Raw genomic sequence first — 13,360 nt, 5'->3', positions numbered from 1 at the left:
GCGGTCTTAGCAGCCGTTTCCAGCTGTTGTCCCCCTCTGAAGGGCAGGTTGCCCATGTGCTACTCACCCGTTCGCCACTGAGCGCCGAAGCGCTCCGTCCGACTTGCATGTATTAGGCACGCCGCCAGCGTTCATCCTGAGCCAGGATCAAACTCTCCATCGTCTCATGGAGAGCATCTAGCTCTCTCTATTGCTTGCATTCTTCCGAATGTCTTTTCTTGTTTATCTGACGTGTTTCTGTTCAGTTATCAGTGTTCGGCTGCGTCCCTCTCGGGACTGCTCGCCTATAGTACCACGCATAATAATATAATGCAAGCAAAAAATTAAAAATATTCAAAAAAATAATCCCAGTTTTATCTGGGACTATTTACTCGATTCAATATACTTCCTTATATTTGATGCATTTGTATATTTTCTATATTGTTTATCCGTTACCGCAACAAGTGTTGGTGCCTGCATAATGGAGAATCGACGCGTTAATTCTACTTCTTCTTCTGCGTCAATGAGTTCATAAGGAATATTGGCTTCAGCTAACATCTTTTTCACAATACGACAGTTTGGACATGTTTTTGTTGTGAAGAGATATAATCTTTCTTTTTCATGAGGTTGTAGATGTTCTTGATGTACTTCTTTTTCTACTTTCAGATCTCTACCTTTTAATACAGAATGTCCCATATCATATGTTTTTCTTTCATGCCATTCCTGTGTCTTTCCAGCATTCCAGTTCTTCACCGGACGATAATATCCTGTAATACGGCTCCAAACTTCTGTCGGTTTTCCACAAATAGGGCAAACTGGCTGTTCTCCTGCAAGATAGCCATGTTCCTCACAAATAGAATAAGTAGGGGATATTGTATAATAAGGAAGACGATAGTTTTCCGCAATCTTTCTTACAAGCATCATTGCTCCACGCCAATCCGGCAATTTCTCACCTAAGAATGCATGGAAGACCGTTCCGGATGTATAAAGCGTTTGAAGTTCATCCTGGATATCTAATGCTTCAAAAATATCATCTGTATAACCTACTGGTAAATGTGATGAATTTGTATAATAAGGTGTATCACTTTTTGTTGCTGTTATGATACCTGGGTATTTCTCTTTATCATGTTTCGCAAGACGATAGGCTGTTGATTCAGCTGGGGTTGCTTCAAGATTGTAGAGATCACCATACTGTTCCTGATACTTCACCAATCTTTCACGCATATGATTCAAAACATTCTTCGCAAAGATTTGTGTTTCCTTATGTGTTAAATCGGCTTTTAACCATTTCGCATTCAATCCAGCTTCATTCATACCAACTAAACCAATGGTCGAAAAATGATTATTGAAACTTCCTAGATAACGCTTTGTATAAGGATAAAGCCCTTCTTCTAATAACTTTGTAATAACATCGCGTTTAATCTTTAATGAACGTGCTGCTAAATCCATCATATGATCAAGACGTTTATAGAAATCCTCTTCATCTTCAGCCAAATAGGCAATTCTTGGCAAATTAATTGTCACAACGCCTACTGATCCCGTCGATTCACCACTACCAAAGAAACCACCGGATTTTCTTCTCAATTCACGTAAATCCAAACGCAAGCGACAGCACATACTTCTTACATCACTAGGCTCCATGTCACTATTGATATAGTTTGAGAAATAGGGTGTTCCATACTTTGCTGTCATTTCAAATAATAACTTATTATTCTCTGTTTCTGACCAATCGAAGTCCTTGGTGATGGAATAGGTTGGAATAGGGTACTGAAAGCCTCTCCCATTTGCATCTCCTTCGACCATGACTTCAATAAAGGCCTTATTGATCATATCCATCTCAGCTTGACAATCTTTATAACGAAAATCCATTTCTTTCCCACCAACAATCGCATTGAGTTCAGCTAAATCATTTGGAACGACCCAATCCAGTGTGATGTTAGAGAAGGGGGCTTGAGTTCCCCATCTTGATGGTGTATTCACACCATAAATAAAGGATTCAATACATTTCTTAACCTGATCATAATTCAAATGATCCGTTTTCACAAATGGTGCTAAATATGTATCAAAAGAACTAAAAGCCTGAGCACCTGCCCATTCATTCTGCATAATCCCCAAGAAATTCACCATTTGATTACATAATGTTGCCAGATGCTTGGCAGGCTTAGAAGTGATTTTACCTGGAATGCCACCCAGACCTTCACAAATAAGCTGCTTAAGTGACCAACCGGCACAATAACCAGTCAGCATCGATAAATCATGGATATGAAAATCACCGGAACGATGGGCATTTGAAATCTCATCATCATAGATTTCACTTAACCAATAGTTTGCGGTAATCGCTCCACTATTAGAAAGAATTAAACCGCCAACAGAATATGTTACTGTTGAGTTTTCTTTGACACGCCAGTCTGTTGCTTTGACATAGCTATCAACAAGATCCTTGTAGTCAAGAATTGTTGATTTCATATTTCTAACCTTTTCTCTTTGTTTACGATAGAGAATATAGCTTTTTGCGACATCACCATAACCTGATTGTGACAATACAGCTTCGACTGAATCCTGGATATCTTCTACAGCAATCAAATCATTTTTAATCTTCTTTTCAAAATCACTTGTCACTCTTAACGCCAACATATCAATAACGGAAGGATGGGTATGTTTGCTTAGTGATTGAAAGGCTTTCTCAATTGCCCGAGATATCTTATTGATATCAAAGTCGGTCACACTGCCATCTCTCTTCACAACTTTATACATATAATCAACTCCTATTCAACGCCTCTTATTTCAACATGTTCAACATATTGTAAAAGGATTTTTTTATAGTCTTCTAATACTTCTTTTTTTACTGCATGTAAGCTATTGTCTATGACATGTTCATTATTTTCAAAATTTTGTAGATAATAGGATTTAGCCCCTTTGATCCATTTTCCAACTGACTCAATATCTTCTTTTTCATGAAATTCTTTTACGATTGTTGTGCGGAATTCGTAAGGAATATGATTTTCCATAAGATAGTGCATACTTGCTTCAATTGCATCAAGATTGAGCTGTTCAACACCAGCAGTCATGGCGTACTTTGCCGGGGCATTCTTGATATCCATGGCGACATAGTCCACAAGGCCTTCTTCAATAAGTTCCTTCAAGTAGTCAGGATAAGTCCCATTAGTATCCAATTTAATCTTATAGCCCTTTGCTTTCATCTTCGCAATAGCTGTTTTTAAGCCTGGATGAATGAGTGGTTCACCACCAGTAATACAAATACCTTCAAGCAATCCTTGACGTTTATCAAGGAACTGATCAATATCATCTTGATTAATTTCCATCATACTTTCTGGTAAAAAGACCAATTCCGAATTATGGCAAAAAGGGCATTTCATATTACATCCACCGGTAAAAAGCGTACAAGCCATCTTCCCAGGATAATCCAGTAATGTTAATTTTTGTAAGCCAAAGAAATGCACCGCTTCATTTTCAATATCCGTATAGCTTTGTGCTTTGTCGACAACTTTCTGCATCACTTCTGCGAATAAATCACTACTTTCGACATCTAAGCCATTATTAAGGTGTTCCCACCATTCTTTTCTTACTAAATAGATTTTCGTAATCAGTTCTTTAGCTTGATCAGTTGTATAGAGAAGTTTTGAACGTTTGTCTTTCACATTCTCTTCTAGACGTACATAGTGAAGCTTTTCAAGCTTGCTGATAGCCTTTGTGATTGTACCTTTGTCAAAAGAGCCCATTTTGGCTAACTCCTTCATGGTAATGCCCTCATGCTCATAAATCATGATAAGATAGACAACCTGGCCATAACCAACATCATATTGTGCTAGCTGCTGATCATAGTATTTTTGTGTACAACGATAAAGAATAGAATTATTCACCAGCAAATCCGTACTTTTATCCATGTGATGCCTCCGTTAGTTGGATTTCCAACTAACATAATTTTATCATTCACTCTAGCTCCCTTCAATCTTTTTCAAAATTCAAAAGAAAAGACCTACCACTAAAGTGATAGATCTCATTTCTAATGAATAATTGTGCCAACAGGTAAATCAGCCGTTGCGACTTTAAGCTTCTTGCCCTTGCCACCAGCAAGAATCATGCCCTGTGATTCCACACCTCTTAGCTTTGCAGGTTTTAAGTTATTCACAACAATAACCTTAGTTCCAACAAAGTCTTCAGGTTTATAGGCATCAGCGATGCCTGATACAATCTGCTTTGTTTCATCACCAACATTAATTTGTGAAACAAGCAATTTATCGGCATTTGGATGCTTTTCACATTTGACAACCTCACCAACAACCAATTCCATCTTACCAAAATCATCAATTGTGATTTCTGGTGTTTTCTTTTTTTCAACAACTGGTTTTGGTGGATTAAGTTTTTCGACCTTAGCCATGACTTCTTTTGGATCTAAGCGGGCAAAGAGTACTTCTGGATGATCAGTGACTTTTGTACCTGACTGATAGAGACCAAATGTATCAAGCTTGAGTAAGTCTCTTTGATCTGTATTGATCATATCTAATATCTTCTTGCTTGTTGAAGGCATGATGGACTCTAATGTGACAGCTGCGAAACGAATTGCTTCTGTTAAGTTATAGAGGACTGTCGCAAGACGATCTTTCTTGCTTTCATCCTTGGCAAGAACCCATGGTGTTGTATCATCAATATACTTGTTTGTACGTCTTAATAAGACAAAGATTTCATCAATAGCTTTCGCAAGCTTATATTCATCCATCAGTTTATTGAACTTAGGCACCATATTGAGAGCTGTCTGTTTCAGTTCATCATCAACGGGTTCACTAACTCCACGATCTTCCACAATACCACCAAAATACTTATTGCTCATAGCAAGTGTACGATTAACAAGGTTACCAAGAATATTGGCAAGATCACCATTAATACGTTCAATCAACAAGTCCCAAGTAATTGAACCATCATTGTCATATGGAATTTCATGCAAGAGATAATATCTAACCGCATCAACACCAAACATCTCGACCAAGTCATCCGCATAAATGACATTACCTAGATGCTTACTCATCTTGCTTTCACCCATTAATAACCATGGATGACCAAAGACCTGTTTAGGTAAAGGTAAATCTAAAGCCATTAATAGAATAGGCCAGTAAATCGTATGGAATCTAACAATATCCTTACCAATAACATGGACATCAGCAGGCCAGAATTCATTATAAAGTTCACCATTATTTCCATCAACATCATAACCAAGACCAGTTATATAGTTGATTAAAGCATCAATCCATACATAAACAACATGCTTTGGATTAAAATCAACAGGAATGGACCACTTAAATGAAGTTCTTGATACACAAAGATCCTGTAAGCCTGGCTTAAGGAAGTTATTGATCATCTCATTCTTTCTACTTTCAGGTTCAATGAATTCAGGATGGTCATTATAATACTGTAATAAACGATCCTGGTATTTAGAAAGCTTGAAGAAATAAGCTTCTTCTTTCGCTAAATGCACTTCACCACCACAGTCAGGACACTTACCATCAACGAGCTGACTTTCGGTAAAGAAAGATTCACAAGCGTCACAATAATAGCCCTCATAATAATCAAGATAAATATCACCCTGATCATAGAGCTTCTTAAAGACTTTCTGGACTTGCTTGACATGATATTCATCCGTTGTTCTGATGAAGTGATCATAGCTTGTATCCATTAAATCCCAGATACGTTTGACTTCAGCTGATACTTTATCAACATATGCCTTTGGTTCAAGACCTGCTTCCTTCGCTTTCTTTTCAATCTTGATACCATGTTCATCAGTACCTGTCTGGAAATATGTGTTATAGCCTTCCTGTCTCTTATGTCTTACAATTGCATCACTTAGAACAATCTCATAGGTATTACCGATATGAGGTTTACCAGATGTGTATGTAATGGCTGTTGTAAGATAAAAATTCTTTTTGTCTTTCATTCTGTCATCCCCTTTATTGTATAAAAAAACGCCCTCACAAAAGGACGAATTGCTCGCGGTACCACCTTTATTTCCTTGCGGACTCTCATTCTCTTAACGCGAGTTAACGTCTACTCCTGTTAGAAGCAGCAGCTCCCAGTTCATCTTCATAAGTTCTCCTATCTATTTCCACCAGCCATAGACTCTCTAAAAGGATACCCTTAATCTCTTCTGTTCCTTGCTTTTACCTCCTAACTTTAACAAACTCAAACCCTCATGTCAATGAAATACCAATTTCAGGATACATTGACACCTATTACCAACAAGATATAAAATAGAGTAGACAATTGATAGGGGAGCTATCTTGCTGAGAATAGACATATGTGTCTTAAACCCTTTGACCTGATTTGGATAATGCCAACGTAGGGATAACACATGTTTTTTTAGCGTATCACTTATTTGGTGATGCGCTTTTTTCGTCACAAGAGCTCTTGAAGGAGGGATATGTATATGTTTAAAGATTGTCTAGAAAATGTCAGAAAGAAGAAACCGCTCATTCACAATATCACGAACTATGTTACGGTAAACGATGTTGCGAATGCCCTGCTTGCGATTGGGGCAAGTCCAATTATGGCTGATGAAGGAGAAGAGGTTGAGGAGATTACTAGTATTTGTGATGGCCTCAATATCAATATTGGTACCCTCAACAAGCATACCATTGAAGCCATGAAGATTGCTGGTAAAAAGGCGAGTGAACTTCATCATGCTTTACTTCTTGACCCTGTTGGTGCTGGGGCTTCTTCTTTGCGTAGCGCCACTGCCGCTTCCTTGATGGATGAGATTGCTTTTGATGTTGTTCGTGGTAATGTCTCTGAGCTTAAGGCGTTGGCACTTGGTGCTGCTTCAACACAAGGAGTAGATGCCAGTGAAGCTGATGTCGTGACACAGGATAATATGAACGAGATGGTTCATTTCACAATGAACTATGCAAAAAAGACCAATAAAATCATTGCCATCACCGGTGCCATTGACCTTGTTGCAGATAGTGAACACTGCTTTATCATTTATAATGGCCGTAAAGAAATGAGCCGCATTACTGGTACTGGCTGTATGCTTTCTGGAATCATGACCGCTTTTCTTGCCGCTAATAGCGACAACAAGCTTGAAGCTGCTGCAGCCGCAATTTGTACAATGGGCTTAGCTGGAGAAATCGGCTATCGCTATTTAACTGAAGGAGAAGGTAATGCAAGTTATCGTAATCATATCATTGATGCGCTTTATCATATGGATGGTAAAACACTAGAGGAAGGTGCACGTTATGAATGGCGTTAAAGAGGCTTTAATGCTTTATGGTGTCACTGATCGACATTGGCTCAAAAATAAATCATTACATGATGCGGTTGAGGAAGCTATTCAGGGTGGAACAACCTTCATTCAATTAAGAGAAAAAGATGATATGGCTTTAAGTCATGATGCCTTTTTACAAGAAGCAATAGATATTCAAGCACTTTGTAAAGCTTATCATGTGCCTTTTGTCCTTGATGATGATGTTGCTTTGGCCAAAGAAATCAATGCTGATGGAGTTCATGTCGGACAATCAGACATGGAAGCAGGAAATGTCCGTGCACTTTTAGGACCCACTAAAATCATTGGTGTATCGGCAGAGACGGTAGAAGAAGCTATTGCGGCAGAAAAGTGTGGAGCAAGCTATTTAGGTGTTGGCGCTATTTTCCCAACTGGCAGTAAAGCTGATGCAAAGAATGTCAGCATGGATACTCTTCATGCCATTTGTGAAGCTGTTCATATACCTGTTATTGCGATTGGGGGGATTAGTAAATCAAATGTTCATCAACTGAAGCATAGTGGCATTGTTGGTATAGCTGTCATTTCTGCTATCTTTGCTCAAAATGATATTAAACAAGCATGCATTGAGCTTAAAGAAGAGACTAGGAAGATGCTTTATGATTAAAGCTGTCATTATGGATATCGATGGTACATTGTTGGATTCAATGCCTATATGGGAAGACTTAGGCAAACGCTATCTTGCCTCATTAGGCATTCAAGCCAATGTGCATCTCAATACAATTCTTTTTCCCATGAGTTTTGATGAAGCAACACATTATTTAAAAGAACACTATCACCTCAGACAAACAGAAAAAGTAATAAAAGCAGGACTTATTAATGAACTTGAAGCATTCTATCTTCATCAAGTGCAATTAAAGAGTGGGGCGAAAGACTTCTTAGAGTTAATCTCCCAATATCATATTCCCATTATCATGGCCACAACAGGACATCTCCAACTCATCAAGAAAGCACTAAAAAGATTACATGTTTACCATTATTTTCAAAAAGCTTATGCCTGTGCTTCCAAAAGAACAGCTGATATCTATCTTAATATCGCTCATGATCTTCATTTAAATAATCAAGATATCTTAGTTGTTGAAGATACGTATATAGCTATCAGAAGTGCTAAGAATGCTTCTTTTCTTGTTGCACATATATATGATGAGGCAAGTTGGAAAGACAATAATGCGATTAAAGCTATTGTTGATTTTGATGCCATAAACTTTTACGAACTCATAAATCAATTGAAAGAAGGAAATATATTATGAAAGTGACACTTACAATTGCCGGTTCAGACTCTAGTGGGGGAGCTGGTATTCAGGCTGATTTAAAAACAATGTGTATGAATGGTGTCTATGGTGAATCCGTCATCACTGCCCTCACTGCCCAAAACACGACCGGTGTGCGTGCTGTACTTGATAGTACGCCAGCATTTTTAGAAGCCCAGTTAGATGCTGTATTTGAAGATATTTACCCTGATGCAGTTAAGATTGGCATGGTCAGTCAGTCTGCTTTGATTCATGTGATTGCTACAAAACTACAATACTATCATCCAAAAAATATAGTGCTTGATCCAGTAATGGTAGCGACTAGCGGGGCAAAGCTCATTAGTGATGAGGCAATTCATACATTAAAAGAAGAACTTATTCCCCTTGCCAATCTTATTACACCTAACATTCCTGAAGCAGAAGTTCTCTCTCATATGAAGATCACAAGTAGCAAGGATATGCTTAAAGCAGCTAATAAGATCTATGATACATATGGCTGTGCTGTATTATGTAAAGGTGGTCACCAGCTTAATGATGCCAATGATTTACTCTATATCAACAATACATATCAGTGGTTCTATGGTAAAAGAATCCCCAACAATAATACCCATGGCACAGGCTGTACACTCTCAAGTGCCATCGCTGCTAATCTTGCCAAAGGCTTTACAATTCAAGAAAGCATACAGAGGGCAAAAGATTATCTTTCATTAGCTCTTAGTGCAATGTTAGATCTAGGGGCTGGCAGTGGTCCAATGATGCATAATGTCAATTTAAAGGGAATTTATAGTGAGGAAGCTAATGATGAATAAACAGATATCACTCTTAGATAATGGCTTGATCTGGTTTGGTGCCGGTGTCTCCATTGCTGAAATACTAACAGGTACCTATCTTGCCCCTTTAGGTCTTACAAAAGGCATTCTAGCAATTGTTTTAGGACATATTATTGGTGGTATATTGTTTTTCTTAGCTGGTATTATTGGAGGCAGCAGTCGTAAGAGTGCCATGGATTCAGTAAAAATGAGCTTTGGCAAGAAGGGTGGCTTGCTTTTTGCGATACTGAATGTAGTACAGCTTGTTGGCTGGACAGCAATTATGATCTATGATGGTTCTTTATCAGCAGCATCTTTGTTTCATGGCTATCAGGCATTATGGTGTATTGTCATTGGTGGGCTGATTGGTTTATGGATTTTTATTGGTATCAAGAACTTAGGCAAGGTCAACAGTATTGCGATGATGGCACTCTTTGTATTAACGATTGTGCTATGTTTCACCATTGTCAGACAGGGCCACAATACACAGATTGTTGAAACAATAAGTTTTTCTGCCACCTTAGAACTTTCTATCTCAATGCCCCTTTCCTGGTTACCTGTAATCAGCGATTATACTAAAGAAGCTAAAGAGCCTATTAAAGCATCACTCATCAGTGCCCTAACATATTCGCTAACAAGCAGCTGGATGTTTCTTATTGGCATGATGGCAGCCATGATGACAGGTGAAAGTGATATTGCCAAGATTATGTTGAAAGCTGGTCTTGGCATTGCCGCACTGATCATCATTATTCTTTCAACCGTTACAACCACATTCCTTGATGCCCTTTCTGCCGGTATTTCCTTTCAATCTATCACATCTAAAGCTGATGGACGTATTGTGGGATTGATTGTTGCGCTTATTGGTACACTTTGTGCCATAGTATTTCCGATGGATGATATTACGAATTTTCTTTATTTTATTGGTTCTATATTTACACCAATGATTGCTGTCATGATTGTCAGTTTCTTTTTCTTTCATGATCATTGTGAGAATCAAGACTATCAATGGATGAATTTACTCATCTGGCTTATTGGTTTTATTTGTTATCGAATGTTGATGCATTATGAGTTTATCCTTGGGTATACGATTGTTGATTTATTAAGTACTGGCGTTCTCACGTATGTTGTCTATAAGCTTCATTTCATGAAATCATAAATGACAAATAAGTAAAAAGCTATTATTTCGTTCATAAACATTTCAAAAAACTATATTATGCTACCCATGTACCATTTAGGCATTTTAGAAACAAATCATTTATGTCTTTTCATTTATCGATTAAAGTGTAGAATGGTTGAAGGGAGTGATAATATATGTCAGAAATTAATGATTTATTCGCTAATCAAGTAAGTTATCATTGTACACATATTACTAATGATATTGAATTGCGTATTTCCACACTGAATAATCTTAAAATATGGATTAAAGATCATGATGATCTTATTACAAATGCATTAAAAACAGATTTAGGTAAAACACCTACTGAAAGTTATATGACTGAAATTGGCTTAGTTCTTGATGCAATTGAATATGCTAAAAAGAATATTAAGAAATTCACCAAGAAACAGCGTGTCCATACACCATTACATGAATTCTTTTCACGTAGCTACTATATTAATGAAGCTTATGGGAATGTTCTTATTATGGCACCATGGAATTATCCTTTCTTGCTTTCTATTGAACCACTTGTAGGTGCAGTCTCAGCTGGTAACTGTGTCATTCTTAAGCCAAGTGAATTCGCTTTTGAAACAAGTGCGGTGATTAAGCAGATGGTTGATACAGTCTTTGATGCTGGTCACGTTGCAGTTGTAGAAGGCGGGGCTGATGTTGCAGATGAGTTGCTGAAACTCAACTTTGACTATATTTTCTTCACAGGCTCAGAAGCTGTTGGCAAGAAAGTCTATGAAGCAGCGGCCAAAAATCTTACTCCAGTGACATTGGAATTGGGTGGTAAGTCACCAGCAATCGTTACAGAATCGATTCCAACAGATATTGCGGCTAAACGTATCCTTTATGGCAAAGGCCTCAATGCCGGACAGACTTGTGTAGCCCCTGATTATATCTTAGTTCAGGAAAGTGTTAAGGATGCTTTCATGGAAAGCATCAAGAAGTATATCACTGAATTCTATGGCAACAAGCCATTGAAATCTGTTAATCTAGGTAAGATTATCAACAAGAAACATTATGAACGTCTTAAAAGTTTACTTAAGAATCAGAAGGTTCTTGTTGGTGGTGGTATTGATGAACGTAGCTTGAAGATTGAACCTACATTTGTAGATGCAAACTTTGATAATGTTCTAATGAAAGAAGAAATCTTTGGCCCAATCATGCCTGTCATCACTTATTCAACTATTGATGAAGTCATTAAATATGTTAACAGTAAGCCAAAACCTCTTGCTCTTTATCTTTTCTCAAATATGAAAGAGGAACAGGAAAGAGTGACAAGAGAATGTCATTTTGGTGGTGGTTGCATCAATGATACTGTCAACCATCTTTCTAACCATGATTTACCTTTTGGTGGTGTTGGTGCAAGTGGCATGGGTGCTTACCATGGTAAATATAGCCTAGAAACATTCTCACATAAGAAAGCCATCATGCATAAGGGAACACGCATTGATACCCCTTATCGTTATTATCCTTTTGATGAAAAAAAGGCAAAGATGATCAAAAGAAGTGTGAAATAGTTTTCATCTCCTTTCAATCTCCTTATAATAGAGAGAGCGAAAGGAGTTTTTTTATGGAGAATAAGAATGAATTCAATCCATTCATGAAACGTTTAAACAAAAAGGCAAAAGTTAAGAAAGTTATTGCCATCATGAGTGGTAAAGGAGGAGTAGGGAAGAGCTTTGTGACAAGCGCCTTAGCTGTCAACATGGCGAGAAAGGGCTATAATGTCGCAATCATGGATGCTGATATTACCGGTCCATCCATCCCACAAGCCTTCAATATACACGGTCAGACATATGCTACTGAAGATCAGCTGATTATACCTTCAAGAAGTAAGAGCGGTATTCAGGTCATGAGCTTAAATCTCTTACTTGAAGATGAAACAAAACCAGTTATCTGGAGAGGTCCAGTGCTAGCTGATATGATTGGTCAGTTCTGGAGTGATGTTTATTGGCAGGATGTCGATTATATGTTTGTCGATATGCCGCCAGGAACCGGGGATGTTCCTTTAACGGTTTTCCAGTCATTACCTGTTGATGGTGTTGTCATTGTCACAAGTCCACAGGATTTAGTCAGTATGATTGTTGGTAAAGCTGTCACAATGGTCAATGAAATGCATTTGCCTATAACTGGTATTGTTGAGAATATGAGTTATTTTAAATGTCCTGATTGTGGGCATATTCATCATATCTTTGGTGAAAGTCATATTGAAGAACTTGCCAAGAAGTATGATATCGATACAGTCGCAAAGTTACCAATTGATCCTGAAATTGCCAAACTTGTAGATGAAGGCAAGATTGAAGCACTCAATCATGATGAACTTGATGGCTTATCAGAAAAGATTTTAACCTTATAGTAAAAACACCTCACTATCAAGATACAAGTGAGGTGTTTTTGCATCATTACAATAAATAAACTAGCGTGCTTCTAAACCAACAAGAAAAGCTAAATATAATCCGAAATCACCAATACGCTTACGATAATACTTGCCATTGGCCTCATATCCAATCGCATCACGCCAGCTTGCTTCACGATTATGAGCTTCCTGATAATCTGCTAAATCATCAAAAGCTGCAATAACCGCATTATGAGCTTTTGTTCTTTGATCGTTATCTCTTTCTTCCTTATAGATATTCCATCTTGTACGAATAGCCATATAGTTGACACTTGCCTTGATGATTGCATCATACATTTCATACTCAACACCATCCATCAAGCTATCAATAAGCTCACGATGCATCTTATTGGCCTCTTCCATCGTGAAAGACTGTTCTGCTTCTAAATAATCATCCAGTGTATACATTACACATCACCTCTAGACTCATTATATCCTAATGTAAAAGAAAACTGTAACAAACGTTACAGCTTT

10 protein-coding genes, 1 rRNA gene, 1 pseudogene, 1 riboswitch and 1 other annotated feature are annotated in these 13,360 nt (G+C 37.8%); of the genes and pseudogenes, 7 read left to right on the top strand and 5 right to left on the bottom strand.

Annotated elements, in window-relative coordinates:
- From T529_RS0101985 to metG, 4 genes and pseudogenes are all read right to left on the bottom strand, one after another.
- Nucleotides 1-163, bottom strand: a 16S ribosomal RNA gene (locus T529_RS0101985); the annotation flags it as partial.
- A gap of 200 nt (nt 164-363) precedes the next feature.
- A complete protein-coding gene (locus tag T529_RS0101980; RefSeq protein WP_033161938.1) occupies nt 364-2,733 on the bottom strand; it encodes a ribonucleoside triphosphate reductase in 2,370 nt (789 codons plus the stop codon).
- Between the two features lie 11 nt (nt 2,734-2,744).
- Nucleotides 2,745-3,884, bottom strand: coding sequence for an anaerobic ribonucleoside-triphosphate reductase activating protein (locus T529_RS0101975; protein ID WP_033161937.1), 1,140 nt, complete (start codon nt 3,882-3,884; stop codon nt 2,745-2,747).
- A 119-nt stretch (nt 3,885-4,003) separates the two neighbouring features.
- A pseudogene (metG, locus tag T529_RS0101970) lies at nt 4,004-6,001 on the bottom strand (methionine--tRNA ligase); the annotation flags it as partial.
- Nucleotides 5,964-6,153: a binding site (T-box leader), on the bottom strand. Its footprint overlaps the pseudogene before it by 38 nt.
- Nucleotides 6,154-6,247: 94 nt before the next feature.
- Nucleotides 6,248-6,352, top strand: a riboswitch (TPP riboswitch).
- Between the two features lie 63 nt (nt 6,353-6,415).
- On the opposite strand from metG, the gene thiM reads away from it, so the two are divergent.
- The 7 genes from thiM (at nt 6,416) to T529_RS0101935 (ending at nt 12,847) form a co-directional block, all read left to right on the top strand.
- A complete protein-coding gene (gene thiM, locus T529_RS0101965) occupies nt 6,416-7,237 on the top strand; it encodes a hydroxyethylthiazole kinase (protein WP_033161935.1) in 822 nt (273 codons plus the stop codon).
- Nucleotides 7,224-7,874, top strand: coding sequence for a thiamine phosphate synthase (gene thiE, locus T529_RS0101960; protein WP_033161934.1), 651 nt, complete (start codon nt 7,224-7,226; stop codon nt 7,872-7,874). The genes thiM and thiE overlap by 14 nt, the downstream gene beginning before the upstream one ends.
- Nucleotides 7,867-8,517 carry an HAD family hydrolase gene (locus T529_RS0101955; RefSeq protein WP_051646796.1) on the top strand — a complete coding sequence of 217 codons (651 nt, stop codon included), beginning with the start codon at nt 7,867-7,869 and terminating at the stop codon, nt 8,515-8,517. The genes thiE and T529_RS0101955 overlap by 8 nt, the downstream gene beginning before the upstream one ends.
- A complete protein-coding gene (gene thiD, locus T529_RS0101950; protein WP_033161933.1) occupies nt 8,514-9,326 on the top strand; it encodes a bifunctional hydroxymethylpyrimidine kinase/phosphomethylpyrimidine kinase in 813 nt (270 codons plus the stop codon). The genes T529_RS0101955 and thiD overlap by 4 nt, the downstream gene beginning before the upstream one ends.
- On the top strand, nt 9,316-10,482 hold the full coding sequence (gene cytX, locus T529_RS0101945; RefSeq protein WP_033161932.1) for a putative hydroxymethylpyrimidine transporter CytX: 1,167 nt from the start codon (nt 9,316-9,318) through the stop codon (nt 10,480-10,482). Before thiD ends, cytX begins: the two co-directional genes overlap by 11 nt.
- A 155-nt stretch (nt 10,483-10,637) precedes the next feature.
- Nucleotides 10,638-12,008 (top strand): aldehyde dehydrogenase family protein, encoded by a 1,371-nt coding sequence (locus T529_RS0101940; RefSeq protein WP_033161931.1) that lies wholly within the window; start codon nt 10,638-10,640, stop codon nt 12,006-12,008.
- Nucleotides 12,009-12,061: 53 nt separating this feature from the next.
- Entirely contained in the window at nt 12,062-12,847 is a 786-nt protein-coding gene (locus tag T529_RS0101935) for an Mrp/NBP35 family ATP-binding protein (protein ID WP_033161930.1), read from the top strand.
- 60 nt (nt 12,848-12,907) lie between these two features.
- Here T529_RS0101935 and T529_RS0101930 read toward each other — a convergent pair whose 3' ends face one another.
- On the bottom strand, nt 12,908-13,294 hold the full coding sequence (locus T529_RS0101930) for a hypothetical protein (protein ID WP_033161929.1): 387 nt from the start codon (nt 13,292-13,294) through the stop codon (nt 12,908-12,910).
- Nucleotides 13,295-13,360: the final 66 nt, after the last annotated feature.

It is taken from the genome of Sharpea azabuensis DSM 18934 (assembly GCF_000702165.1).
Lineage (GTDB): Bacteria > Bacillota_I > Bacilli_A > Erysipelotrichales > Coprobacillaceae > Sharpea > Sharpea azabuensis.
This window is presented reverse-complemented; position numbering and strand designations above follow the sequence as displayed.

Bases quoted from the DNA above. Each gene is read 5' to 3' on its own strand.
- T529_RS0101980 (WP_033161938.1), bottom strand. From the start codon at position 2,733: ATGTATAAAGTTGTGAAGAGAGATGGCAGTGTGACCGACTTTGATATC.
- T529_RS0101975 (WP_033161937.1), bottom strand. From the start codon at position 3,884: ATGGATAAAAGTACGGATTTGCTGGTGAATAATTCTATTCTTTATCGT.
- thiM (WP_033161935.1), top strand. From the start codon at position 6,416: ATGTTTAAAGATTGTCTAGAAAATGTCAGAAAGAAGAAACCGCTCATT.
- thiE (WP_033161934.1), top strand. From the start codon at position 7,224: ATGAATGGCGTTAAAGAGGCTTTAATGCTTTATGGTGTCACTGATCGA.
- T529_RS0101955 (WP_051646796.1), top strand. From the start codon at position 7,867: ATGATTAAAGCTGTCATTATGGATATCGATGGTACATTGTTGGATTCA.
- thiD (WP_033161933.1), top strand. From the start codon at position 8,514: ATGAAAGTGACACTTACAATTGCCGGTTCAGACTCTAGTGGGGGAGCT.
- cytX (WP_033161932.1), top strand. From the start codon at position 9,316: ATGATGAATAAACAGATATCACTCTTAGATAATGGCTTGATCTGGTTT.
- T529_RS0101940 (WP_033161931.1), top strand. From the start codon at position 10,638: ATGTCAGAAATTAATGATTTATTCGCTAATCAAGTAAGTTATCATTGT.
- T529_RS0101935 (WP_033161930.1), top strand. From the start codon at position 12,062: ATGGAGAATAAGAATGAATTCAATCCATTCATGAAACGTTTAAACAAA.
- T529_RS0101930 (WP_033161929.1), bottom strand. From the start codon at position 13,294: ATGTATACACTGGATGATTATTTAGAAGCAGAACAGTCTTTCACGATG.